General features: G+C 70.4%; 23 protein-coding genes, 1 tRNA gene and 1 riboswitch. Of the genes, 18 read left to right on the top strand and 6 right to left on the bottom strand.

Features of this window, described 5'->3' with window-relative positions:
- Positions 1–2: 2 nt before the first annotated feature.
- On the bottom strand, positions 3–869 hold the full coding sequence (locus ACFYTT_RS10565) for a class E sortase (protein WP_131051409.1): 867 nt from the start codon (positions 867–869) through the stop codon (positions 3–5).
- Between ACFYTT_RS10565 and ACFYTT_RS10560 the strand changes: the two genes are divergently transcribed.
- Positions 859–1,272, top strand: a complete 414-nt coding sequence (locus ACFYTT_RS10560; RefSeq protein WP_176092224.1) for a hypothetical protein — start codon at positions 859–861, stop codon at positions 1,270–1,272. The genes ACFYTT_RS10565 and ACFYTT_RS10560 overlap by 11 nt on opposite strands.
- A gap of 1,113 nt (positions 1,273–2,385) precedes the next feature.
- On the opposite strand, the gene ACFYTT_RS10555 is transcribed toward ACFYTT_RS10560, so the two are convergent.
- Positions 2,386–3,186 (bottom strand): DUF881 domain-containing protein, encoded by an 801-nt coding sequence (locus ACFYTT_RS10555; RefSeq protein ID WP_131051693.1) that lies wholly within the window; start codon positions 3,184–3,186, stop codon positions 2,386–2,388.
- 221 nt (positions 3,187–3,407) lie between these two features.
- On the opposite strand from ACFYTT_RS10555, the gene ACFYTT_RS10550 reads away from it, so the two are divergent.
- From ACFYTT_RS10550 to ACFYTT_RS10535, 4 genes are all read left to right on the top strand, one after another.
- On the top strand, positions 3,408–3,671 hold the full coding sequence (locus ACFYTT_RS10550) for a cell division protein CrgA (protein WP_131051694.1): 264 nt from the start codon (positions 3,408–3,410) through the stop codon (positions 3,669–3,671).
- Between the two features lie 265 nt (positions 3,672–3,936).
- Positions 3,937–6,138 (top strand): (Fe-S)-binding protein, encoded by a 2,202-nt coding sequence (locus ACFYTT_RS10545; protein ID WP_131051695.1) that lies wholly within the window; start codon positions 3,937–3,939, stop codon positions 6,136–6,138.
- Positions 6,139–6,390: 252 nt separating this feature from the next.
- Positions 6,391–7,404, top strand: coding sequence for an NlpC/P60 family protein (locus ACFYTT_RS10540; protein ID WP_236145589.1), 1,014 nt, complete (start codon positions 6,391–6,393; stop codon positions 7,402–7,404).
- A 179-nt stretch (positions 7,405–7,583) separates the two neighbouring features.
- Positions 7,584–7,718: riboswitch (cyclic di-AMP (ydaO/yuaA leader) on the top strand.
- 12 nt (positions 7,719–7,730) lie between these two features.
- A complete protein-coding gene (locus ACFYTT_RS10535; RefSeq protein ID WP_131051697.1) occupies positions 7,731–8,771 on the top strand; it encodes an NlpC/P60 family protein in 1,041 nt (346 codons plus the stop codon).
- Between the two features lie 55 nt (positions 8,772–8,826).
- Here the strand turns inward: ACFYTT_RS10535 and dcd are convergent, their stop codons facing one another.
- The gene (gene dcd, locus ACFYTT_RS10530) at positions 8,827–9,405 is read right to left on the bottom strand and encodes a dCTP deaminase (protein ID WP_131051698.1); all 579 of its coding nucleotides are present in this window, start codon (positions 9,403–9,405) and stop codon (positions 8,827–8,829) included.
- A 79-nt stretch (positions 9,406–9,484) separates the two neighbouring features.
- Here dcd and ACFYTT_RS10525 point away from each other — a divergent pair, with 79 nt between their 5' ends.
- On the top strand, positions 9,485–10,018 hold the full coding sequence (locus ACFYTT_RS10525; protein WP_131051699.1) for a pyridoxamine 5'-phosphate oxidase family protein: 534 nt from the start codon (positions 9,485–9,487) through the stop codon (positions 10,016–10,018).
- A 67-nt stretch (positions 10,019–10,085) separates the two neighbouring features.
- Here the strand turns inward: ACFYTT_RS10525 and ACFYTT_RS10520 are convergent, their stop codons facing one another.
- Positions 10,086–11,087: a zinc metalloprotease gene (locus ACFYTT_RS10520; protein WP_387258575.1), complete on the bottom strand. Its 1,002-nt coding sequence runs from the start codon at positions 11,085–11,087 to the stop codon at positions 10,086–10,088.
- A 213-nt stretch (positions 11,088–11,300) separates the two neighbouring features.
- On the opposite strand from ACFYTT_RS10520, the gene ACFYTT_RS10515 reads away from it, so the two are divergent.
- The 8 genes from ACFYTT_RS10515 (at position 11,301) to ACFYTT_RS10480 (ending at position 15,271) form a co-directional block, all read left to right on the top strand.
- Positions 11,301–11,374 (top strand) — tRNA-Gly (locus tag ACFYTT_RS10515).
- 158 nt (positions 11,375–11,532) lie between these two features.
- Complete coding sequence (locus tag ACFYTT_RS10510) at positions 11,533–11,880, top strand: DUF6228 family protein (protein ID WP_387258574.1); 348 nt, start codon at positions 11,533–11,535, stop codon at positions 11,878–11,880.
- Positions 11,881–12,035: 155 nt separating this feature from the next.
- Positions 12,036–12,380 (top strand): DUF6966 domain-containing protein, encoded by a 345-nt coding sequence (locus ACFYTT_RS10505; RefSeq protein ID WP_131051706.1) that lies wholly within the window; start codon positions 12,036–12,038, stop codon positions 12,378–12,380.
- A 210-nt stretch (positions 12,381–12,590) separates the two neighbouring features.
- Positions 12,591–12,914 (top strand): divalent-cation tolerance protein CutA, encoded by a 324-nt coding sequence (cutA, locus tag ACFYTT_RS10500; RefSeq protein WP_387258571.1) that lies wholly within the window; start codon positions 12,591–12,593, stop codon positions 12,912–12,914.
- Between the two features lie 102 nt (positions 12,915–13,016).
- Positions 13,017–13,334 (top strand): antibiotic biosynthesis monooxygenase family protein, encoded by a 318-nt coding sequence (locus ACFYTT_RS10495; protein WP_387258569.1) that lies wholly within the window; start codon positions 13,017–13,019, stop codon positions 13,332–13,334.
- Between the two features lie 66 nt (positions 13,335–13,400).
- Positions 13,401–13,721 (top strand): hypothetical protein, encoded by a 321-nt coding sequence (locus ACFYTT_RS10490; RefSeq protein WP_387258567.1) that lies wholly within the window; start codon positions 13,401–13,403, stop codon positions 13,719–13,721.
- Positions 13,722–13,766: 45 nt separating this feature from the next.
- Positions 13,767–14,333 carry a dienelactone hydrolase family protein gene (locus ACFYTT_RS10485; protein ID WP_387258564.1) on the top strand — a complete coding sequence of 189 codons (567 nt, stop codon included), beginning with the start codon at positions 13,767–13,769 and terminating at the stop codon, positions 14,331–14,333.
- 59 nt (positions 14,334–14,392) lie between these two features.
- On the top strand, positions 14,393–15,271 hold the full coding sequence (locus ACFYTT_RS10480) for an LLM class flavin-dependent oxidoreductase (RefSeq protein ID WP_387258562.1): 879 nt from the start codon (positions 14,393–14,395) through the stop codon (positions 15,269–15,271).
- Between the two features lie 6 nt (positions 15,272–15,277).
- Here ACFYTT_RS10480 and ACFYTT_RS10475 read toward each other — a convergent pair whose 3' ends face one another.
- A complete protein-coding gene (locus ACFYTT_RS10475) occupies positions 15,278–15,697 on the bottom strand; it encodes an ASCH domain-containing protein (protein ID WP_387258560.1) in 420 nt (139 codons plus the stop codon).
- Between the two features lie 105 nt (positions 15,698–15,802).
- Between ACFYTT_RS10475 and ACFYTT_RS10470 the strand changes: the two genes are divergently transcribed.
- A complete protein-coding gene (locus tag ACFYTT_RS10470) occupies positions 15,803–16,318 on the top strand; it encodes an alpha/beta hydrolase (protein WP_117228054.1) in 516 nt (171 codons plus the stop codon).
- A gap of 157 nt (positions 16,319–16,475) precedes the next feature.
- Here ACFYTT_RS10470 and ACFYTT_RS10465 read toward each other — a convergent pair whose 3' ends face one another.
- Positions 16,476–17,021: a phosphoribosyltransferase gene (locus ACFYTT_RS10465; RefSeq protein ID WP_387258558.1), complete on the bottom strand. Its 546-nt coding sequence runs from the start codon at positions 17,019–17,021 to the stop codon at positions 16,476–16,478.
- 272 nt (positions 17,022–17,293) lie between these two features.
- Here ACFYTT_RS10465 and ACFYTT_RS10460 point away from each other — a divergent pair, with 272 nt between their 5' ends.
- From ACFYTT_RS10460 to ACFYTT_RS10450, 3 genes are all read left to right on the top strand, one after another.
- The gene (locus ACFYTT_RS10460; protein WP_131051714.1) at positions 17,294–17,953 is read left to right on the top strand and encodes a septal ring lytic transglycosylase RlpA family protein; all 660 of its coding nucleotides are present in this window, start codon (positions 17,294–17,296) and stop codon (positions 17,951–17,953) included.
- A gap of 98 nt (positions 17,954–18,051) precedes the next feature.
- Complete coding sequence (locus tag ACFYTT_RS10455; protein WP_131051715.1) at positions 18,052–19,179, top strand: PP2C family protein-serine/threonine phosphatase; 1,128 nt, start codon at positions 18,052–18,054, stop codon at positions 19,177–19,179.
- 193 nt (positions 19,180–19,372) lie between these two features.
- Positions 19,373–21,229, top strand: a complete 1,857-nt coding sequence (locus tag ACFYTT_RS10450; RefSeq protein WP_387258555.1) for an acyl-CoA dehydrogenase — start codon at positions 19,373–19,375, stop codon at positions 21,227–21,229.
- The last annotated feature ends 298 nt before the right edge of the window (positions 21,230–21,527 follow it).

The raw sequence follows: 21,527 nt of genomic DNA, 5'->3' as shown, positions 1-21,527 counted from the left end.
GGTCAGGCTCCCAGCTCCGCCGGGCGCCCCTCGGCCTTCGGCTGCGTACGGGTCAACTCGGCGTGGACGATCAACCGCTCGTAGTTGTCGAACTTGGGGTTGCAGGTGGTCAGCGTCAGCATCCGTTTGGACGGCCGGACCCCCGGCCGCCCCGGCACGGGCGCGACCACCTCCACCTGGGACGGCTTCACGATGTGGTTCTCGGTGACCTGGTAGACGTACCAGTCGTCGCGGCCCTCGACCACGATGGCGTCACCGTCGCGCAGCTCGTCCAGTCGCCAGAAGGTGGCCCGGTTGCGGTGCCCGGCCACGGAGAAGTTGCCGACCTGACCGGGCAGGGCGCTGTCCGGGTAGTGGCCCGGCGCGTACCGGATGTCCTCCTGGCGGACACCCTCGACGACGATCCACTCCTTCTCGAATTTCGGAATGTAGAGCCCGGCGATCGGCTTGCCGTTGACCGGCGGTTTCGGGGACGCGGACGCCGAGGCGCTGGCCGAGGGAGCCACCGTCGGGTCGCCCTCGGGCCCCCACGCCTGCGCGAGCTGCTGGCTCAGCTCGCCCTGGTGCGCGTCGACGATCGCCGACTTGCCCCAGATCTCGTATCCGGCGAAGAGGAGCACCACCAGGCCGAACGTGATCAGCAGTTCGCCGCTGAAGCGCAGACTGGTGCGGACCCGGGACCACGCGGACGGCCGGGTCAGCTCGGAGTAGACGCTCTTGTAGCCCTCGTCGGTCTGGTGCGGCCGGAGCTGCACCACCCGGTCGCCGCGTCGCGGCTTGGGCGCCTCGGCCCCCTTGTCGGCACCGTCAGCCGGGTCGTCGGTCTTCGGCGGCCGGGGCACGGCTCCCATCAGGGCGGTGGAGTCCATCGCGGGCGGGGTGCTCGGCCGGGTGCCGGTGATCGCCGGGATGAGGGCGGTGGCGCCCGGGTCGGCCGGTCGCCCGCCGTCCGGGCGGGAACCGCCGGACGCCCCGCCGGGCGGCGACAACGCCGGGGTGGTGCCGGTCGGCGACGTCGGGCCGCCGCGCGTCGGCGAGGAGGGGGTGCCTCCCGTCGGTGGTGGCGTGGAAGCTCCCCCGGTCGGCGACGACGTGGGCGGACCGCTGGTCGGGGAGGTGGCGGAGCGGGCCGGGCCGCCGATCGCCGGCATCAGCGCCGTCGGCCCCTCACCCGCCCAGCCATGCTCGGTGGGCTGCCCCGAGGCTGAGGCGTCGCGGCCGTCCCGGTTTCCCGCCCGCCATGCTGCGGGCGGCGGCGGGCCGGCGGGCTGAGACGTCGGGTGCTGCCCCGCCGGGTGCTGCCCCGCCGGGTGCTGCCCCGCCGGGTGCTGCCCCGCCGGGTGCGGTGACGTCGGGTGCTGCGGGGCGGCGGGCTGCGGGCGGGTGGGCTGCGCCGCCGGGTACGGCGATGCCGGGTGCTGCGGAGCTTGGTGCTGCGGGCGGGTGGGCTCCGACGGCGGAAGCTGCCCGGGCTGCGTACCGTGCCGCGCCTGCGCCGGGTCGAGACCGTGCCGGGCGTACGGCGACTGTCCCGGTCCGACAGGTGGGGTCTGGGTCGGTGGGTGACCGGGCTGGGGTGTGGCCGGTCGCACCGGGCCGGCATCCGACCGGGGTGGGCCGGCCCCTGGCGGGACGGAACCGCTTCCCGAAGGGGCCAGGCGGGGTACGTCCGGGTGCGTGGATCTGGGGCCTTGTGGCGGTGACCCGGCATCGGGCGGGGTCGGCGCGGCGGGACGCCGAGCCTCGAAGGCCCCGCGCCACGGGGTCGGACCGACGGGGATGTCCGGTTCGCCGGAAGGCAGGGGCACGCCGTTCCACTGACCGGCGCCGGTCGGGCTCTGCCGTCGAGCGGTTCCGCCGACCGGCGGCACGTTCGGCGACGGGCCCCACTGCCCCGGCGTCCGCTCCTGGCCCGGCGTCCGCTCCTGCCCCGGCGTCCGCTCCTGCCCCGGCGTCCGCTCCTGGCTCGGCGCCCGGTCCTGGCCTGGCGTCCGCTCCTGGCCCGGTGCGGCATCCCAGCGGCCGGGTGCTCCGGAGCCGCCCTGGCCGGTTGGTGTGCCGAAGCGAGGACCCGGTCCACTCTCCGGCGGGGCGGAGGTGTCCCAGCGGCCGGGCGTGCTGTTCCACCGACCGGCCGGGCCGGTGGTCTCCGCGGAGCGGGTGTCGCCCGTCTCGGACGGCCGGGTGCCGGGTGGGACCGGCGGACGGCGCTCGGGCCCGGCCGACGATCGGGTGTCCGGCGTGGCGGCGCGACGGCTGTCGGGCGTGGCCCGGGGGCGGCTGTCGGGCGTGGCCGGGTCGGGCCGCTCGACCTTCGGCAGGAAGGCGGTGGATTCGTCGGCCTGGTCGCGGTGCCGGCCGTCGGGGTGCGTGCTCACTGCGTGCTCACCTCGGCACCGTCGCCGATCGCAGGGTGGTCGAGTCCTCGAACGCGGGCACGGTGACGGGGCCGGGAAGCTCCTGGTAGCCGAGCTGGTAGTTGTCGACCGCGTCCCTGAACCACCGGACTCCCTCGGAAGCGGCGAGGGCCTGCCGCAGTGCGGCGGGGTCGCCAATCGCTACGATCTTGAACGGAGGGGAGTACACCCGGCCGTGCAACAGCAGGGTGTTACCCACGCAGCGTACCGCGCTGGTCGCCAGGACGCGGACGTTCATGATTGACATGGCCTCGGCGCCACCGGCCCACAACGCGTTCACCACGGCCTGGACGTCACCCTGGTGCACGACGAGATCGTCGTTGGTGGCCCCTTCGGGCAGGTTGTTGAGCCGGGGCGCGTCGTCGAGCACGACGGTCATCCCCGAGCCGGTCAACTCCGTGAAACCGGCGGTGCCGAGGCTGGCGGTGCCGCGTTCCTGCTGCTCCTTGATCGGCCCGTCCGAGTCGGCGAGGTCGGCCGTACGGCTCTCGACCTCCTTGCGCAGCGTCGCGGCGCGCTCCTCGTTCGCCGCCACCTGGGTGCGGCGGTCCTCGATCAGCTCGGTGAGCTGCGGGCGTCGGTCCTCACGCAGGTTCGTGCCGCCCGCCGTGGTGGCGGTGGTGGTGAAGAGCAGGCCGGCCGCGGCGGCGATCAGCGGTACGCCGATCGACCAGCCCGGACGGCGCTGACGGGGCCGGCGGGGCAGCAACCCGGCGACGAGTCGTCGCAGCGCCTTCTGCCACGACGCTGCGCCGGACGTGTACTCCACGGCCGTTCCCCCTTGTCCTCCGGCTCCGGCACCCGAGGGTGCGGCGGAGCGACAGTCGCCCGCCCGTCCGATTCGCCGATGCCGGGCATCGGTCTGGCCTCATTCGTGGATTGGACGGGCCTTCCGGACTACGCTAGCTGTCGAACATTATTGGCCATGGACCGTCGCCCTCGCGCCCGGTTGTCAGGCCGGACGAGGTCGTAACCCCTCTGGAGAGCGTCGTGCCCAAGTCTCAGGTCCGCAAGAAGAAGGTGTACACCCCGCCCACGGACGTGCGCCCGACGACGACATCGGCGTCTCGCAAGCCGAGCCCGGTCTGGCTGCCCGCCACGGCCGTGTCGCTGATCGCCTTCGGCATCGCGTGGCTGGTGGTCTACTACCTGTCCGAGCAGGAGTACCCGGTCATGGAGCTCGGGTACTGGAACCTCGCGATCGGCTTCGGCGCGATGGTCGCCTCGCTGATCCTGCTCTCCCGCTGGCGCTGATTCCCTGATCAACGGCCACCTGCACAGGCCCCGACCGAGCGGACTCGGCGGCGGCCTCCTAAGGTGTGCGCAGGGCGGCGTGGCCCAGGTGCGAGAAGTCTCACGTTACTGCTGAGTAACCTTGCGCGTAAGCTGCATCGCATGACCGAGTGGACCGAGGTCATCGACCGATCCGGGTCGAGGTGCGGCACCCTGGGGTGACCAACCGCACCCCGACCCCGGTCGCCGAGCCGCTCGACAGGCAGCAGACCGGGAGGCCAACTCGATGGGCAGCGTCCAGATCGTCACCACGATCCTCGCGGCCGCCATCACCGCCGTGGCGGTGTGGCTTGCGGTACGTGCGGTCTCGAAGATGTTCGCCGTGATCCGGCTGGGTCAGCCCGACCCCGCCCGCTCGGGCGACCACGTCGCGCGGACGAAGACCATGCTCGCGGAGACGGCCGGGCACACCCGGATGCTGCGCTGGAGCGTGGTCGGCGCCGCGCACTGGTTCGTGATGGTCGGCTTCCTCGTGCTGTCGCTGCTGGTGCTCGAGGCGTACTTCGAGGTGGTGTCGCCGACCGCCGGGCTGCCGCTGGTCGGTGGCTGGGCGCTCTACGGACTGGTCACCGAGTGGATCGGCATCCTCGGTGTCGTCGGCATCGTGGTGCTGATCGCGATCCGGGTGGCCAACCGTCCGAGCCAGGCCGGACGCCGGTCGCGGTTCACCGGCTCCACCATGTGGCAGGGCTACTTCGTCGAGGCCGTCGTCCTCGCCGTCCTGGTCATGGGCTTCCTGATCCGTGGCTTCAAGGTCGCCACCGACCACTTCGAGTACCCGACCTGGGCCACCCCGCTGAGTCACGCGGTCGGCTCGGTGCTGCCGGACTGGGAGTCCGGGGTCAGTGTCGCCGCCCTCATCAAGATCGCGATTTCGATGACCTGGCTCATCGTGATCTCGCTGAACGTGACCATGGGCGTCGCCTGGCACCGCTTCCTCGCCTTCCCGAACATCTACTTCAAGCGGAAGCCCGGTGCCTCCGGCTCCGGACTCGGGCCGCTGCGGCCGATGACGAGCGAGGGCAAGCCGCTGGACTTCGAGGAGGCCGATCCGGAGAAGGACCAGTTCGGCGTCGCGCACGTCGAGCAGTTCACCTGGAAGGGCCTGCTGGACTTCAGCACCTGCACCGAGTGCGGCCGGTGCCAGTCGCAGTGCCCGGCGTGGAACACCGGCAAGCCGTTGTCGCCGAAGCTGCTGGTGCTCAGCCTGCGCGACCACGCGTACGCCAAGGCGCCCTATCTGCTGGCCGGCGGCGGTAAGGACCTCACCGGCGAGGAGAAGGCCACCGCCGCGCAGCTCGCCCACCTCGACGTGCTGGCCCTCGCCGAGGCGGAGAAGCCGCTGATCGGCGACGCCGAGGCGGGCGGCGTGATCGACCCGGACGTGCTCTGGTCGTGCACCACCTGCGGCGCCTGCGTCGAGCAGTGCCCGGTGGACATCGAGCACGTCGACCACATCGTCGACATGCGCCGCTACCAGGTGCTGATCGAGTCGAACTTCCCCTCCGAGGCCGGCGTGATGCTGCGCAACCTGGAGAACAAGGGCAACCCCTGGGGCGCGCCGCAGAACACCCGGGAGGACTGGACCAAGGGCCTCGACTTCGAGGTGCCCCGGGTCGGCGAGGTCGAGGACTTCGAATACCTGTTCTGGGTGGGCTGTGCCGGTGCCTTCGAGGACCGCGCCAAGAAGACCACCCGGGCGGTCGCCACGCTGCTGAACGAGGCGGGTGTCTCGTTCGCCATCCTCGGTGAGGGCGAGACCTGCTCGGGCGATCCGGCCCGCCGGATCGGCAACGAGTTCGTCTTCCAGATGCTCGCCCAGCAGAACGTGGAGACGCTCAACGAGGCGTTCGAGGGTCGCGAGAAGGCCAAGCGCAAGATCGTCGCGACCTGTCCGCACTGCTTCAACACCCTGGGCAACGAGTACGGCCAGCTCGGCGGCGAGTTCGAGGTGGTGCACCACACCCAGTTGCTGGCGCACCTGGTCGCCACCGGCAAGCTGACCCCGGTGCAGCCGGTCGACGGCGGCGTCACCTATCACGACCCGTGCTACCTGGGCCGACACAACCGGGTCTTCACCCCGCCACGCGAGGTGCTGGGCAGCGCCGTCGGCGCCGACAACGACCTCGTCGAGATGCCGCGCAACAGCGAGCGTTCCTTCTGCTGCGGCGCCGGTGGCGCGCGCATGTGGATGGAGGAGCGGATCGGCAAGCGGATCAATGTGGATCGGGTCGAGGAGGCCATGTCCACCGGTGCGAAGACCGTCGCGGTCGGCTGTCCGTTCTGCTCCACGATGCTCAGTGACGGAGTGAACGGCAAGGGCGCCGGCGACCAGGTCGAGGTGGTCGACGTGGCCAGCGTGCTGCTGCGTTCGATCAAGCCGGAACAGGCCCGGGGCGCCGAGGAGGGCGAGCCGGTCGCCGGTTGACCAGCGCGAACGTCGGGACGTGTCGGGCATCTGTACGGATGCCGACACGTCCCGATTTTTATATTGGCGTAGATAACTGTAACGAATTGGTCGACACCCTTTGTGTGCGGTCGGTCGCACAAAGGTGAATGAGCCGTTGGTTGCCTTGATTCCGCTGCGCGCCTTCCCTAATGTGGGGCACCGACCGCCGTGGTCGTCTGTCTCGCCCCTTACCGCTAGCGGGACGCCCGGTGGTCGGTCGCAAAGGAGTCGGTGCCGGTGGCAACCATGCCCCTCCATCGTCATGCGCCGGGACGTTCCACCCCCGTGCGCGGGCTGCGCAAGGCCGCTCGCCGCCTGGTCGTCCTGGTCGCCGCTGCTGCGGTCGGTGCCGGCCTGGTCGCCGCGCCCGCGTACGCCGCGCCGTCGGTGGACGAGATCGAGCGCCAGATCGACAAGCAGTGGCAGCAGCTCGAACCCACCATCGAGCAGTTCAACAAGGTGCGCTCGGAGCTGAGGGTCAACCGCGAGAAGGTCGACAAGCTGGAGAAGAAGATCCAGCCGTTGGCCCTGGAGACCGAGTTGGCGATGAACCGCGTCGCCGGTCTCGCCTCCCGGTACTACATCACCGGCCCCTCGCAGGAACTCGGCGCGGTGCTGCTCAACGCGAAGCCGGACCAGCTCGGTGAGCAGATGGCCCTCCTCGACCGGCTCGCCTGGGAGGAGCGCCGCCAGCTCGAGGGCGTCATGAAGATCCGCAAGAAGTACGACGACCAGAAGGCCACCCTCGACGCGCTGATCGTCGACCAGGAGGCCAAGCAGAAGCAGCTGGCGGCGAAGAAGAAGCAGATCGACGCCGAGATCAAGCGGCTGGAGCGGTCCCTGCCGGTCACCACGGTCAAGACCACCAACTGCCCGACCATCAACGGCGTGGTCAGCGACGCGGCCCGGACGGCCATCCGGACCGCCTGCGCCCAGGTCGGCAAGCCGTACGTCTGGGGCGCCACCGGGCCGAACTCGTTCGACTGCTCCGGTCTCACCCAGTACGCGTACCGGGCGGCGGGTATCTCCCTGACCCACTTCACCGGCGCCCAGTGGCGCGAGGGCAAGGCGATCTCGCGGGCCGACGCCCGCCCCGGTGACCTCGTGTTCTTCCGCAGCGACGTGAGTCACGTCGGGATCTATCTGGGCAACAACACGATGGTGCACGCGGCGCGTGCCGGTGTTCCGGTCAACGTCTCGCCGATCACGACGATGCCGGTCGCCGGCTTCCGTCGACCAGGCTGACGCCTGAGCGCGTACGCAGGAACCACGGAAGGCCCTCGGTCAAGCGACCGGGGGCCTTCTTCGTTGTCGGATTAATGCACCGAGAGTGACGGTGTGGGTGTGTTGCGTATTGACGCCGGTCGTCCCTACGCTGGGCAATCGTCGGCCCGCTGGCACAACCGCCCATCCGGGGCGGTGACGGTCCGACACCGCCGAGTCGCTGTCCGAGCGAGCCGGGGACCCAGGTTTCCGGGGTGAGTCCGCGATGGTCGCGGTAGGGCGTCCCGGGCGCCCGAACCCGTCAGCTAACCCGGTAGGCGGTCTGGGAAGAAGGAGTACGCAGCCCGGTGGCACACCATGCCCCGCGGCCACCGTCGTACCGGCCGGGGACATCCGGCCCGACGACGGCTGCGCCGCGATTCCGCTGGTACCGCTGCACCACCGCACTCGCCGCACTCGCCGCGACCGCCGTCCTGCTGACCGGTGGCGCGACGGCGGCCCACGCCGACCCGACCGTCGACGACATCGAGCGCCAGATCGACGAGGACTGGAACCGGCTCGAAGCCGTCATCGAACGACACAACGCGACCCGACAGGACCTGGCCGGCACCCGCCGGGAGGCGGACGCCCTGACCGCCCGTATCGCCCCGCTGCAACTGCAGGTGGACGAGGCGATGAAGCGGGTCGGCGCGCTGGCCGCGCGGGCGTACCGGGGCGAGCCGGTCCGCGCCGTGAACACGTTGCTGGGCAGCCGGTCCCCGAGCGAGGTCGTCGCCCAGCTCGGCCTGCTCGACCGGTACGCCCGATTCCAGCAGGAGGACGTACGCCAGGCGAGTGAACTGCGGGACGAACTCGCCGCCGCCCGAGCCGGACTGGACCGCACCATCGTCGAGCTGACCCGTACCGAAGCCGACCTGGCCGCGAAGCGGCGGCAGATCGACACCGAGATCGACCGGTTGCAGCGGTTGCGGCTGCGGGCGTACGACGACGGGGGTGGTGGTCCGCTGCGGCCGGCGCCCTGTCCGGCCACCTACCCGGGTGGCCCGGCCGGCGAGGCGGTCACCTTCGCGTGCGCCCAGATCGGCAAGCCGTACTCGTGGGGTGCCGAGGGGCCGCACGCGTACGACTGCTCGGGGTTGATGTTGGCCGCGTGGGCGCGGGCCGGGGTGTCGCTGCCGCACAACGCGGCGCGGCAGCGGCAGGTCACCGCCTCGGTCAGTCGCGGCGACCTGCGCCCGGGTGACCTGGTCTTCTACTTCCGCGACCTGCACCACGTGGGGATGTACGTCGGCGGCGGCTGGGTGGTGCACGCCTCCCGTGCCGGCAAGCCGATCGCGATGAAGCGGATGGACACCAGTCCGATCCACAGTTTCGGTCGGCCCGGCTGAGTCCTCGGGCGGACGACCACGGGCCCGCGTCCGCGCGGCGCGGGCCCGCCGGTGGTCAGCGGGTCGGCCAGGTACGCCAGTTCTGCCAGGCACGGCTCGGCGTCGGGCCGCGCTGCCCCTGGTAGCGCGAGCCGTAGACGAGCGAGCCGTACGGGTGCTCGGCGGGCGAGGCGAGCCGGAAGATGCAGAGCTGACCGATCTTCATGCCGGGCCAGAGCATGATCGGCAGGTTGGCCACGTTGGACAGTTCCAACGTGACGTGGCCGGAGAAGCCGGGGTCGATGAAGCCGGCGGTGGAGTGCGTCAGCAGGCCGAGGCGACCGAGGCTGGACTTGCCTTCGAGCCGGCCGGCGAGCTGGTCGCCGAGCGAGATCACCTCGAGCGTGGAGGCGAGCACGAACTCGCCTGGGTGCAGCACGAACGGCTCGCCGTCGGGCACCTCCACCGGCGAGGTGAGATCGTCCTGCTGGGTGGCCGGGTCGATGTGTGTGTAGAGGTGGTTGTTGAACACCCGGAAGAGCTTGTCCAGGCGTACGTCGATGCTGGACGGCTGCACCAGGGTGGGCTCGAAGGGCTCCAGCGCCAGGGTGCCGGCCTTGATCTCGGAGACCAGGTCACGGTCGGAGAGCAGCATCGCCACACCATAGCGGCCGGTAGTCGTGACCTGCGTGTCGGACTACCTGCTTAGAACGTATGTTCGATAGGATGTCGGCATGGCTTCCTGGTCCGATTTCGCCGTCGACGAGCCCCGACTCGCCGACGGGATCCGCCTTCTCATGCAGCAGTACGGCCCGGGCTTCGGCTACCTGGCCACGGTCCGCGCCGACGGCGGGCCCCGGGTGCACCCGGTCTCCCCGGTGATCACCGACGACGGTCTGTTCTGCTTCGTGATCGACTCGCCGAAGCGGCGCGACCTGGAACGCGACGGGCGTTACGCGCTCCACTCGTTCCCGGCGGAGGAGAGCGACGACGAGGCGTACGTCGCCGGCCGGGCCCGACCCGTCACCGACGACGCCACGGTGGCCCGGTTGGCGCTCGCGGCCCGTGCCGCCCCGCACGCCGACTGGCGCCTGTTCGAGTTCACCGTCGACGTGGCGATGCTCGCCCGGCACGAGCGCGCCGCCACCGGCGGGCTGGTCGGTGAGCCGGCCGTGCAGGTCTGGCTCGACCCGGCCGGTGCCACTCCGCAGGCCGCCCGGCCCACGCCCCACCGGACCCGTGCGGCCCGACATGTCCGCGCCGCCTGAACCGACCGGTGCCGGTCCCGCCTGACGACGGGACCGGCACCGGAGGTACGCGCCGACGGCTGCCGCGCTACGCGCGGTACGTGTTCCACGCGTTGATCATCCGGGTCGCCTGACCCGGGGTGAACTGGTACATGCAGGTGTCGTACGTGTAGTCCATGAAGTTGGTGATCGGGTCCAGCCCCGCGGTGGAGCAGGTGTCCCGACCGGTCGGGCACTGGTAGGCCGGCGACGCCTCCGCCGGAGTGTCGGAAACCTGGTCGCCGCTGCCCGAGCAGCCGCCCTGGAACGTGTGGTACAGGTTCAGCCAGTGACCGACCTCGTGGGTGCCGGTGTCACCCTGGTTGTAGTTGGTGGCGGTGCCACCCGGCAGCGACTCGCTGAGCACGACCACGCCGTCCATCACGTTCAGCGTGCTCTGCGGGAAGGTCGCCCAGCCGAGCAGGCCCCCGCTCAGCTCGCCGAGATAGATGTTGAGCGTGCCCTTGGTGCCCTGCCGGAGCTGGGTCTTCATCTGCCGCTCGGCCGTGGAGCCCTGCCGGATCGGATACCACGACGTGTTGGTGACCCGGTTGATGCTCTGCAACTGGAACGCGAAGGCGGTGGCGGCACCGCCCGTCGCACCGGCGAACGACTGGTTCAGCACACTGATCTGCGACTGGATCATCGAGTCGGGGATGTTCCCGCCGGCCCGGGTGGTGTCCTTGCGGATCACGTGCACCACGACCGGGATGGTGACCGAGGCCGCGGCGGCCTGGGCGCTGAGCGTACGCTGGCCGACCCGCTTGGCCCGCTCCTGCAACAGGTCGGCGAACTCCGACTCCCGCTGGTGCAGTTGAGCCATGGTCAACTCGTTCGGGTCGTGCTTGACGACCGCGTCGCCCCGGACCCGGGCCGCAGTGCCCGTCGGGTCCTCACACACCTCGTCGGCGGAGACGGCGGCAGCCGTCGGAATGGCGGCCGTGGTGGCCGCCGGCAGCAGACCGACCGTGGCCACACCGAGCGCCACCGCCAGCGACGTCGATGCGATGCCGGCGATCCGCCGGTTCAGCAGGACGGGACGGAGTCCCATAAGCCCACCTCTTTCTGGCGACGCGACCGGGGGTTGTGTCGCGTCGTGCGGGAAACGTGGGGCAGACGTTACAACGCATCGACAGATTTGAGAATGGCTATGTGTTGCCGGCGTGCAACTTCTTGCGGAGCGTGCGGAGGCGGGCCGGGCAGGGTGGCCGGCGGGGGTGGCTGGGTGCACCGGGGCGACGGCTCAGGTACAGTGGTGCCGCTTGCGGGTGTAGTTCAATGGCAGAACATCAGCTTCCCAAGCTGACAGTGCGGGTTCGATTCCCGTCACCCGCTCCAGCGTGAAGCCCAGGTCAGGATGCGCTCCCGACCTGGGCTTCATTCATGCCGACCGCTTCTCGGGCATGCTGTGCCTGCTGCGCGTCAAGGCGCAGAGCAGTCGATAGGCGAGGTCGACGGCGCGTTGCTCCCGTCTACGTGAGCCCCAGAGTCGGTTGATGGTCGCCAGTTCGGCGCGGACGTCGGCCCGGGTGTTTAGAGCTAGGCGCCGGTCTCTGACCCAGATCGCGCCTGCGGCTCTCATTGATCAAGGAAGCGCGTCATGGCATCGCGCATCTGCCGGTTCGGATCACTTGGTATTAGGTCAGGTTCGGAGGACGTGTGGCTGGCAACGAGTTGAGCCACGGTCGAGGTCGGGCGCTTCCGTTCGGCTGGGTATCGGGCCGGAGACTGTTGCCCTGTCGGTCTTCCTCGACCCCCTCGCGAAAGGGTGGGAAGGGTGGCAGGGCGTCCGTACCTGGAGGTCTATGGAACGTGAGCTTTGCTGGAGGCTGGCGAGGAGATGACCCAGGTGGCTGCCGAGATCAGCAACCTGCTTTGGCTGTAGCGGCCCCTCCCCGCACATGCCATGAGCGTGTCGTACGGAGCTTGTCTGAGGTGAGGAATGCGCGCAGACTATGGCAGACGGAGCGCCATAGAGTGCTGCATGAGGAGTCAGGCCGTGGTCAAGGTGCCACAGTCGCGTATCGATTGGAACCTTCAGCGGTTTCGGATCGCGCTGGTCGACCTACGCGACCTGTTACGCCAGGCTGACACCGAGCACTGGGCACAGTGGGCGGACCGAGCGCTTACCCGCTTGGATGCTGGCGATGTGACTGGCCTCGATTACTGGATGGATGCATACGGCGGGATGGGGAGCATCAGCGATCTGTCGATCATCGGAAGCGGCTCGCTGTCGCCGGATCGAGAGCGGGCTGTCTCCGAGCAGATCGAGGAGCTGCGAGGGCTGTGTTACGGCCTGGCCGCGCAGCTCAAGGCCGACATTCAGGAGTCTCGGCAGCAATGACTGCTCGAGCATGCCCGATCCAACGGTCGACGTCCGGCGTTGCAGACGGCGGCTACCACCGACGGGGCGAAAGCACGGCCAGGAGATGACGGGCCGATGGGTAGGGCTGAGCTACGAGGGCACGATCGTCACCGGGTGGGGCGGAATGGCGCACAGTGAGCAGGAAGCCCGCGCCACCATAGACAGGCTCAGGGACGGGGGAGATCGCAGGTGACTGACGTCGTTGAGGTGATCATTACCGGGCCGGACGCCGAGTGGCTGGCAGCCTTCACGCGCCGCCTGGTGGACGACCGTCTGGCCGCCTGTGGACACCACCTCGTTCCGATTCGCTCGATCTATCGGTGGCAGGGCACGGTCCACGACGAACAGGAGGCGCGGGTGGCGCTGCACACCCGGGCGAGCCTGGTCGACCGCATCACCGCCCGTGTGAACGCGGAGCATCCGTACGAGGTGCCCTGCGTCATCGCCCTGCCCGTGAGCCAGGGGAATCCCGCCTACCTCCGATGGGTGCTGGATGAGACAGAACCAGCGTGAGCATTTCATCGTGGTGAAGGTTGTCGCTCCGAGCTGTTGATCTGAAGTCGGGTTGAGGTTCTAGCCTCAGTCTGACCGATTTCCGGCACGAAGGAGGGCGGCATGACCGTCGTCTACCGAGTGGACAAGTTCGACGTCCCGGAACCCGCGCGTGCGGAGTTCTGGCGACACGTACGGCGAACTCACGCGATCCTGCGGGATCAGCCGGGATTCCTCGACGATGCCCTACTGGAACAGCACTCCGGCCCGGGGCGCTTCAACGCAGTCACCATCGTGCGGTGGTCGTCTGCGGACGATCTGCCCTCGGCCCGTGCTGCCGTGCAGGCGGCGCATCGCGCGGAGGGTTTCGAGCCAGCTGCCTTCTTCACGGCGGCCGGCATCGAGGCGGACCTGGCGAACTATGTGGAGATCGAGGCCTGATGCGCGACGCCGGGCCGGGAAAACAGTGACGATCATGGGATGTGGCGGACTTCTACGCTGCCGTCCATGACTGATGGCGAGATCTGGCGTCTGTGTCACCGGGACGAGGTGGTGGCCGCGATCGAGGTGCGGAGCCGTGACTTCCCGTGGACGTACGGGCGGCTCCGTCCGCTGGCGGGGTTCGAGCAGTTCCGTCCGCTCTTCGTGGCGCGGAGCGCCGCTCTCGACGCGGACGACGACGAGGCCATGGTGCGGATCGATGACGAGATCAGTGCCGCTTTCACCCTGGTCCGTCCGGATGGTGGCCGGGTCGCCGAGTTCCTGTTCAGCGTCGAAGGCGACGAGGCCGGGTTCCGCTGGCTGGACGAGCCTGTCACGGACGAGTAGGCGTACCTCCCGGTTCTTGTCGGACGGCGGTCTTACGGTGGGCGCATGGTCGAGATTCTGCTGTTTCACCATGCTCAGGGGCAGACGCCGGGGTTCCTGGCGCTGGCCGACCGGTGGCGGGCCGCCGGGCACACCGTGCACACCCCTGACCTGTACGACGGTGCCACCTTCGGCACGGTCGACGAGGGGGTCGCGCACGCCGAGTCGATCGGGTTCGGTGAGATCATCCGACGCGGGACGGCGGCGGCCGAGGCGTTGCCCGAGCGGCTCGTCTACGCGGGCTGTTCGCTCGGGAACCTGCCGGCGCAGTCGCTCACCCAGACCCGTCCGGGTGCCCTGGGCGCGTTGCTGCTCTACGGTGCGGTGCCTCCGGAGGAGTTCGACAGCCCGTGGCCGGCCGGAACGCCGGTGCAGATGCACGCGATGGCCGACGACGAGTGGGCCGAGGTGCCGGCGATGCGGGCGATGACGGCGGATATCGACGGCGCCGAGCTGTATCTCTACCCCGGTGCCGGGCACCTCTTCGCCGATGCGGGTGGCGTCGACTACGACGAGCCGGCCGCCGAGCTGCTGATCGGGCGCACGCTGGACTTCCTCGCCCGGCTGGGCTGAGCCCACACGCTCGACCGGCTGGGCTGAGGTCGCAGGTCGGTCGCCGTACCCTGGCGATCATGAGATTCGGCATCGTGATCCTGCCCGACCAGCGGTGGTCGGTGGCGCGCCACCGGTGGCAGCAGGCGGAGGAGTGGGGCTTCGACCACGCCTGGACGTACGACCACCTGGGCTGGCGGGATCTGGTGGACGGCCCGTGGTTCGACTCGATGGGTACGCTGACCGCCGCCGCGACGGTGACCTCGCGGCTCCGGCTCGGCACGCTCGTGGCGTCCCCGAACTTCCGGCATCCGGCGGCCTTCGCCCGGCAGGTGACCTCGCTCGACGACGTGTCCGACGGGCGGGTACTGCTCGGGCTCGGCGCGGGCGGCATCGGCTTCGACTCGGCGGTGCTCGGTGGCGAGACGCTGCCGCCGCGACAGCGGGTGGACCGGTTCGCCGAGTTCACCGAGCTGCTCGACGCGATCCTGCTCACCGACGGCACGACCTGGCGGGGCGAGTGGTTCGCGGCGGTGGACGCGCGGAACAACCCGGGCTGCGTACAGACGCCTCGGGTGCCGTTCGTGATGGCAGCCAACGGTCCCCGGTCGATGCGGCTGGTCAGCCGGTTCGGGCAGGGCTGGGTGACCACCGGACCGGACGTCGACGACCTGGGCGAGTGGTGGGACGGGGTGGCCGAGCTGGTGGCCCGGATGGACGCCCGGCTCGTCGCCGACCGGCGTGACCCGGCCAGCCTGGACCGTTACCTCTCGCTGGACTCGGCACCGGCCTTCTCGCTGGGCAGCGCGCAGTTCTTCGCCGACCAGGTGGGCCGCGCGGCGGAGCTGGGCTTCACCGACGTGATCACGCACTGGCCCCGGGAGAGCAGTTGGTACGCGGGCGACGAGTCGGTGCTCGTCGACGTGGCCACCCGACTGCTGCCCGACCTGCGCGGCTGAGGTGTCCTACGTCCCGTACGCGCCCTCGTCGCCTCGGCTGACCAGCCGGAAGCGTACGCAGACGATCTCGGTGTCGTCGGTGACCGGCGTGCCGAGCCGGGCCCAGTAGGCGGCGTGCCCGGCCCGCCACTCCTCGATCGAGCGGTCGCCCTCCCCCTCGGAGCGGGCGAAGTCCCAGCTCACCTCGGCGAAGCGGGTCACCTCCACACCTGTCACCTCGACCACGGCCACCAGGGAGTCCTGGTCGTCGACGACAACCAGCCGTTCACCGACGTGTTCCAGGTCCTCGCGCTCCTCGGCGTACTCGGTGAGCAAGCCGGCGGTGGCGGTCTTCACCTCGCCCAGGACCAGGGTGTTGAGCCTCGCACGAAGCTCGCCGGACGTGCCGAGGGCGAGGGTGCGTAGTCCGCCGACGCGTGGCCACATGACGCGAGATTACCGGTGGGGCCGACGGATTCCGGTCGGTTCTCCACGGGTGGAGAGTCCGCATGGGAGCGGTACGGTCGATGCCCGACGAACGAGGAGATGTCGATGGCGGACCGACGCGCGGTGCTCATTCCCGGACGCGGCTACGACACCCGGTATCCGCTCTTCCTCTATCTGGGTGAGGCGCTGCGTCGGCTTGGTTTCGGGCTGCACGGCATCGCCTGGCAGGTGCCGGAGGACTTCGACCCCAACACCATCGGCCGGTGGGTCTGCGACGAGGTCGCCCCGACCTTGACCGAGCGCACCGACCTGCTGGTCGGCAAGTCGCTCGGCTCGCTGGCCGCGCCACTCGCGGTCGAGCGGCGGCTACCCGCCGTCTGGTTGACGCCGCTGCTGCACCGGGGTGAGGTGGTCGACGCGCTGCGCCGGTCCACCGCCCCGTTCCTGCTGGTGGGGGGTACGGCCGACTCGTCCTGGGATGGCGGGATCGCCCGCCGGTTGACCCCGCACGTGCTGGAGATCACGGCCGCCGACCACGCGCTGATGGTGCCGGGGCCGTTGGCCCGGTCCGCCGAGGTGCTCGGCAAGGTCTGCACGGTGGTCGAGGACTTCGTCCGCTGACCCCGCCCGGGTCGGCTTCGGATGCCGGCCTCCGGCGGCGGCTGGTGCTTGGCGATGGCTGGTGTTCGGCGGCTGGTGTTCGGCGGCGGCGCGGCGGGGTTCGCTGTTAGCAGGGGACCCCTGCTATGCACGAGGCGTTAATAAGGTGCCCTTCCTTTCACAAGGCGGCGCTGGTGAGCAAGCCGCTGATGCGGAGTTCGGTGCGCAGTTCCGGTGCGCAGTCGACCACCACCGCCGAAGTGCCCAGCGGTTCGGCACCTCGGGCGGCGCAGATGTCATAGAGCGCCCGGACCTGGGCGGCGGTGGCCACCCAGTCGTCCACGACCAGCACCCGGTCGCCGGGGCCGAGGTGCCGGTCCCGTACGGCCAGGTCGACCTGCCGGCCACGGAAGTCGGGCGGGCTCTGCGCCCAGGTCAGCGGACCGGCGGGCAGCCGGCCGTCGCCGGGCTTGTGTGCCGGCACGAACCCGACGCCGAGCGCGGTGGCGGCCAGCGGGCCGAGCAGGAAGCCGGTCACGGCAGGGGAGACGACCACGGTGGGTCGGGCGGCCCGGAACGGCGCGACGAGCGCGGGACCGAGAGCGGCGAGTACGTGGGGGTCGCGCCACCATCCGGAGACGTCGCTGACCAGGTGGCTCGCCCCGGGACCGGGGTCGATCCAACGGAACAGCTCGACCAGGCGGGCTCTCAGCTCGGTGGACATCCCCTCATCCTGCGGCACACCCGGGATCCGCGAGGCAGCCGCAGCCCACCGCTGCGCGGCAACCACCGGTGGCTGTGGCAGCCAACGGCCCCCCGCTGCGGGGCAGCGACAGCCCACGGCTGCGGGGGGCCGGCTGGCCCACCTCGGATCGGATGATCGGCTTCACGTATCGCCGCAATTATGGTCATACCATCATGATCACGTTGACGTCGGAAGTGGTTCTCTCGTTATGGTCCGACCCGATTTGATCTGCTGAGGAAAGGACCGGGCCGGTGACTGGTAGGCACACCCGTACCCGCAGGATCACCTCGCCGGCCGGGCTGACCGCCACGGCCGTGCTCGCCGTCGCGCTCGCCGTCGGCGGGACCGTCGGTGCGGTGCGTCTGGCGGGCGACTCGGAGCCGGCCGGTCCGACCGCGATCGACCTGCCGGTCACCCCGGACGTCACCGAGCCGTCGACCGGCTCGCCGAGCGCGTCACCGAGTGCCAGCCCGAGCCCGACTGCCAGCCCGAGCGCCAGCGCCTCGCCGAGCGCCTCGGCGAGCCCGACGCCGGTCCGGACCACGCAGGCACCGTCGCGGAGCAAGACGCGTACGGCCAGTCCGACACCGAAGCCGACGGCCACGAAGACGACGGCCCGTCCGGTGGTGGACAGCGGCTCGTGTGGCGCCTCCTTCTACTGGCAGGGCCAGGTGACCGCCAACGGCGAGGCGTTCAACCCGGAGGGGATGACCGCCGCGCACAAGACCCTGCCGTTCGACACCCGGGTACGCGTGACGAACCCCGCCAACGGCAAGTCGATCACCGTACGCATCAACGACCGGGGACCGTTCATCGAGGGCCGCTGCCTGGACCTGTCCCGTGGCTCGTTCGCCGAGATCGCCTCGCTCGACCTCGGCCACATCCAGGTGCGTTACGAGGTGTTGGGCTGAGCCCGACCGGGCGGCGATCGGCGCGCGGGATGATCCTCGCGGCCAGATCCCTCTCGTCCGACGGGTCAGGTTCATTTTTTCGTTCACGTCCATCGGGCATGCTGTCGGATGTACGTACGCAACTCCTCCAGCCGGGCCGTAACCGGCTGAGTCCCGGATCCCGCGCCGGCCTCGGCGCGGCCCTTGCCCTGCTCGCGCTCGTCTCTGCCGTCGAGTTGGCAGACGGGAGGGCGGCGAACTACATCGCGCTGATGGTGGCCGCTCCGTTCCTGGCCGCCGCGTTGGCGTCCTGGCGCATCGTGCTCGGCGTCGGTGCCGCCGCGTCCGTGCTCGGTGCCTCGTTCGCATTGGCCGAGGAGAACGTCTCGCTCTCCACGGCGGTCGCGGTGGCGGGCATCGCGTTGGGCACCGGGATCGCGGCGGCGGTGGCGGCGGTACGTCAGCGGCAGGCCGAGCAGATCGCCGAGTTGTCCAAGCTCGCCGCGGTGGCCCAGCAGGCGGTGCTGCGTCCGCTCGGTCCCCGGGTCGGCACGCTGGCGGTGGCCGGACGTTACATCTCGTCCACCGCGAAGGCGGAGATCGGCGGCGACCTCTACGAGGCCATCGACACCCCGTACGGCGTACGCATGATCATCGGTGACGTACGCGGCAAGGGCCTGGAGGCGGTCCGGCTGGCCAGCATCGTGCTGGGCTCCTACCGGCACGTGGCGTACGAGCGCTCGGACCTGCGCGGGGTGGTCGCGGACCTGGACCGGGCGGTGGCCCGCAGCGTGGGTGACGAGGATTTCGTCACCGCCGCGCTGGTGGAGGAGCGGGGCGGCACGCTCACCATCGTCAACTGTGGACATCCGGCGCCGCTGCTGCTGCGCCGGGGCGCGGTGATCCCGCTCGAACCGCCCGCCCCGGCACCCCCGCTGGGCTTCATGCCGGTGGTCCGGCCCCGGGTCGAGCGGCTGGAACCCGGCGATCGCCTGTTGCTGTTCACCGACGGGCTCGGTGAGGCCCGCCGGGACGGCGAGTTCTTCCCCACCGCCGACCGGGCGTGGCGGCTGCTCGGGCACGGCACGGTGGGCGACGGTCTGGCCTCGCTGGAGACCGCTCTGGTGGAGTGGGTGCACGGTCGGTTGGACGACGACATCGCGCTGGTCCTGATGGAGTACACGGGTTCGCGCGGTGGCGCGACGGCGGCGGTGCCGAGCTGGGAGGTCGGGGCGGCCGAGAGCTGACCCCCGGGGCCGTCGGGCGGTGTCCGGCCGGGCCGGGCCGACCTTCGGGCCGGGCGACGGCGTGCCGCCGGAACCTGAACCGCAAGTGTGTAATCCCTGTCACTCCGGTGTGCGGGTTGTCGCTGCCTACCCGTCAGTAATAGAGTCTGGGGTTACTGATCGGTAACACCTGTCCGGAAGCGGGGCCAGCGACATGACCCACTACAAGAGCAACCTTCGGGACCTCGAGTTCAACCTGTTCGAGGTGTTCGGGGCGGACCGGTCGTTCGGCCAGGAGCCGTACTCCGAGCTCGACGTCGACACGGCGCGGAGCTTCCTCGCCGAGATGGACCGCCTGGCCCGCGATGACCTCTCCGCCAGCTACACCGACGGTGACCGCAACCCGCCGGTCTTCGACCCGGCCACCCACACCGCGCCACTGCCGGAGTCGTTCAAGAAGTCGTACCAGGCGTTCATGGACTCCGAGTTCTGGCGGCTCGACCTGCCCCCGGAGCTGGGCGGCACCAACGCCCCCCGGGCGCTGTGGTGGGCGCTCGCCGAGCTGGTGCTCGGCTCGAACGCCCCGGTCTGGATGTACGCCTCCGGCCCGTCCTTCGCGCACGTGCTGCACGTCGAGGGCACCGAGCAGCAGAAGAAGTGGGCCAAGCTCTTCATCGACCAGCAGTGGGGCTCCACGATGGTGCTCACCGAGCCGGACGCCGGCTCGGACGTGGGCGCCGGCCGCGCGCGGGCGATTCCCCAGCCGGACGGCTCGTGGCACATCGAGGGCGTGAAGCGCTTCATCACCTCCGGCGAGCACGACCTGAGCGACAACATCGTCCACTACGTCCTGGCCCGTCCGGTCGGCTTGGAGGGTGTGGGCGGACCCGGCACCAAGGGCCTGTCGCTGTTCGTCGTACCGAACTACTTCTTCGACGAGGACAGCGGCGAGCTGGGCGAGCGCAACGGCGTCTTCGCCACCAACGTCGAGCACAAGATGGGCCTCAAGGTCTCCAACACCTGCGAACTGACCTTCGGCGAGCACGGCGTACCGGCCAAGGGCTGGCTGCTGGGCGAGAAGCACGACGGCATCCGGCAGATGTTCATGATCATCGAGTACGCCCGGATGCTCGTCGGCACCAAGGCGATCGCCACCCTCTCCACCGGCTACCTCAACGCCCTGGAGTACGCCAAGAACCGGGTGCAGGGCGCCGACCTGGTCCAGCAGTCCGACAAGAGCGCTCCCCGCGTCACCATCACCCACCACCCGGACGTCCGCCGGTCGCTGCTGCTGCAGAAGTCGTACGCCGAGGGCCTGCGTGCCCTGGTGCTCTACACCGCGTCCTGGCAGGACAAGATCGCCCTCGCCGAGGCGGCCGGTGACGAGAAGGCCACCAAGCTGGCGAAGCGGGTCAACGACCTGCTGCTGCCCCTGGTCAAGGGCGTCGGCTCGGAGCGGGCGTACGAGATGCTCGGGCACGAGTCGTTGCAGACCTTCGGTGGTTCCGGCTTCCTCCAGGACTACCCGCTGGAGCAGTACGTCCGGGACGCCAAGATCGACACCCTGTACGAGGGCACCACCGCCATCCAGAGCCTCGACCTGATCTTCCGGAAGATCGTCCGGGACAACGGCAAGGCGCTGATGGCGGTCGCCGGAGAGATCCAGGAGTTCATCACCACCGAGGTCGGCAACGGTCAGCTCAAGCAGGAGCGGCAGGCGCTCGGCAAGGCCCTCGCCGAGATCCAGAACATGATCGGTGTGATGACCGGCTGGCTGGGCGAGGTCCAGGGCGGCGACGCCCGGTCTCTCTACAAGGTGGGGCTGGGCAGCCGGCGGTTCCTGCTGGCGCTCGGCGACGTGGTGGTCGGCTGGCTGCTGCAGAAGCAGGCGGACGTGGCGCTGAAGGCGTTGGCCGGCGAGGTCTCCGCGACCGACAAGGCGTTCTACACCGGCAAGGTGGCCGCCGCCCGGTTCTTCGCCCGCGAGGTACTGCCCCGCGTCGGCGCCGACCGGCGCATCCTCGAAAGCACCGACCTGGACATCATGGACATCCCGGAGGAGGCGTTCTGATCGGCCCGGTCGACACCGCGCGGTGACGTAGTCCGCGCTGTCCGGTGCAGCCGGTGGGGCATGTGCCCCACCGGCTGCACCCGTTCGCGGGTGCTTCCGTGCGCTCGGTGTGTCCATGCCCTTTTGAATGCCTCATTTACTGAGGCTGGTGGAACGGGTTCCGGAGTATCGATCTGGAGGTGGGGGGGGGTTGGGGGGGGGGGGCGGGACCCCCCCCACCCCCCCCCCCCCCCCCCCCCCCCCCGGGGGCCGCCCCCCCCCCCCCCCGCGGGCCCCCCCCCCCCCCCCCCCCCCCCCG

It is taken from the genome of Micromonospora sp. NPDC003816, from assembly GCF_042874705.1.
Classification (GTDB): Bacteria; Actinomycetota; Actinomycetes; order Mycobacteriales; family Micromonosporaceae; genus Micromonospora.
Note: the sequence above shows the minus strand (reverse complement) of the source record. Positions and strands in the feature narration are given on the sequence as shown.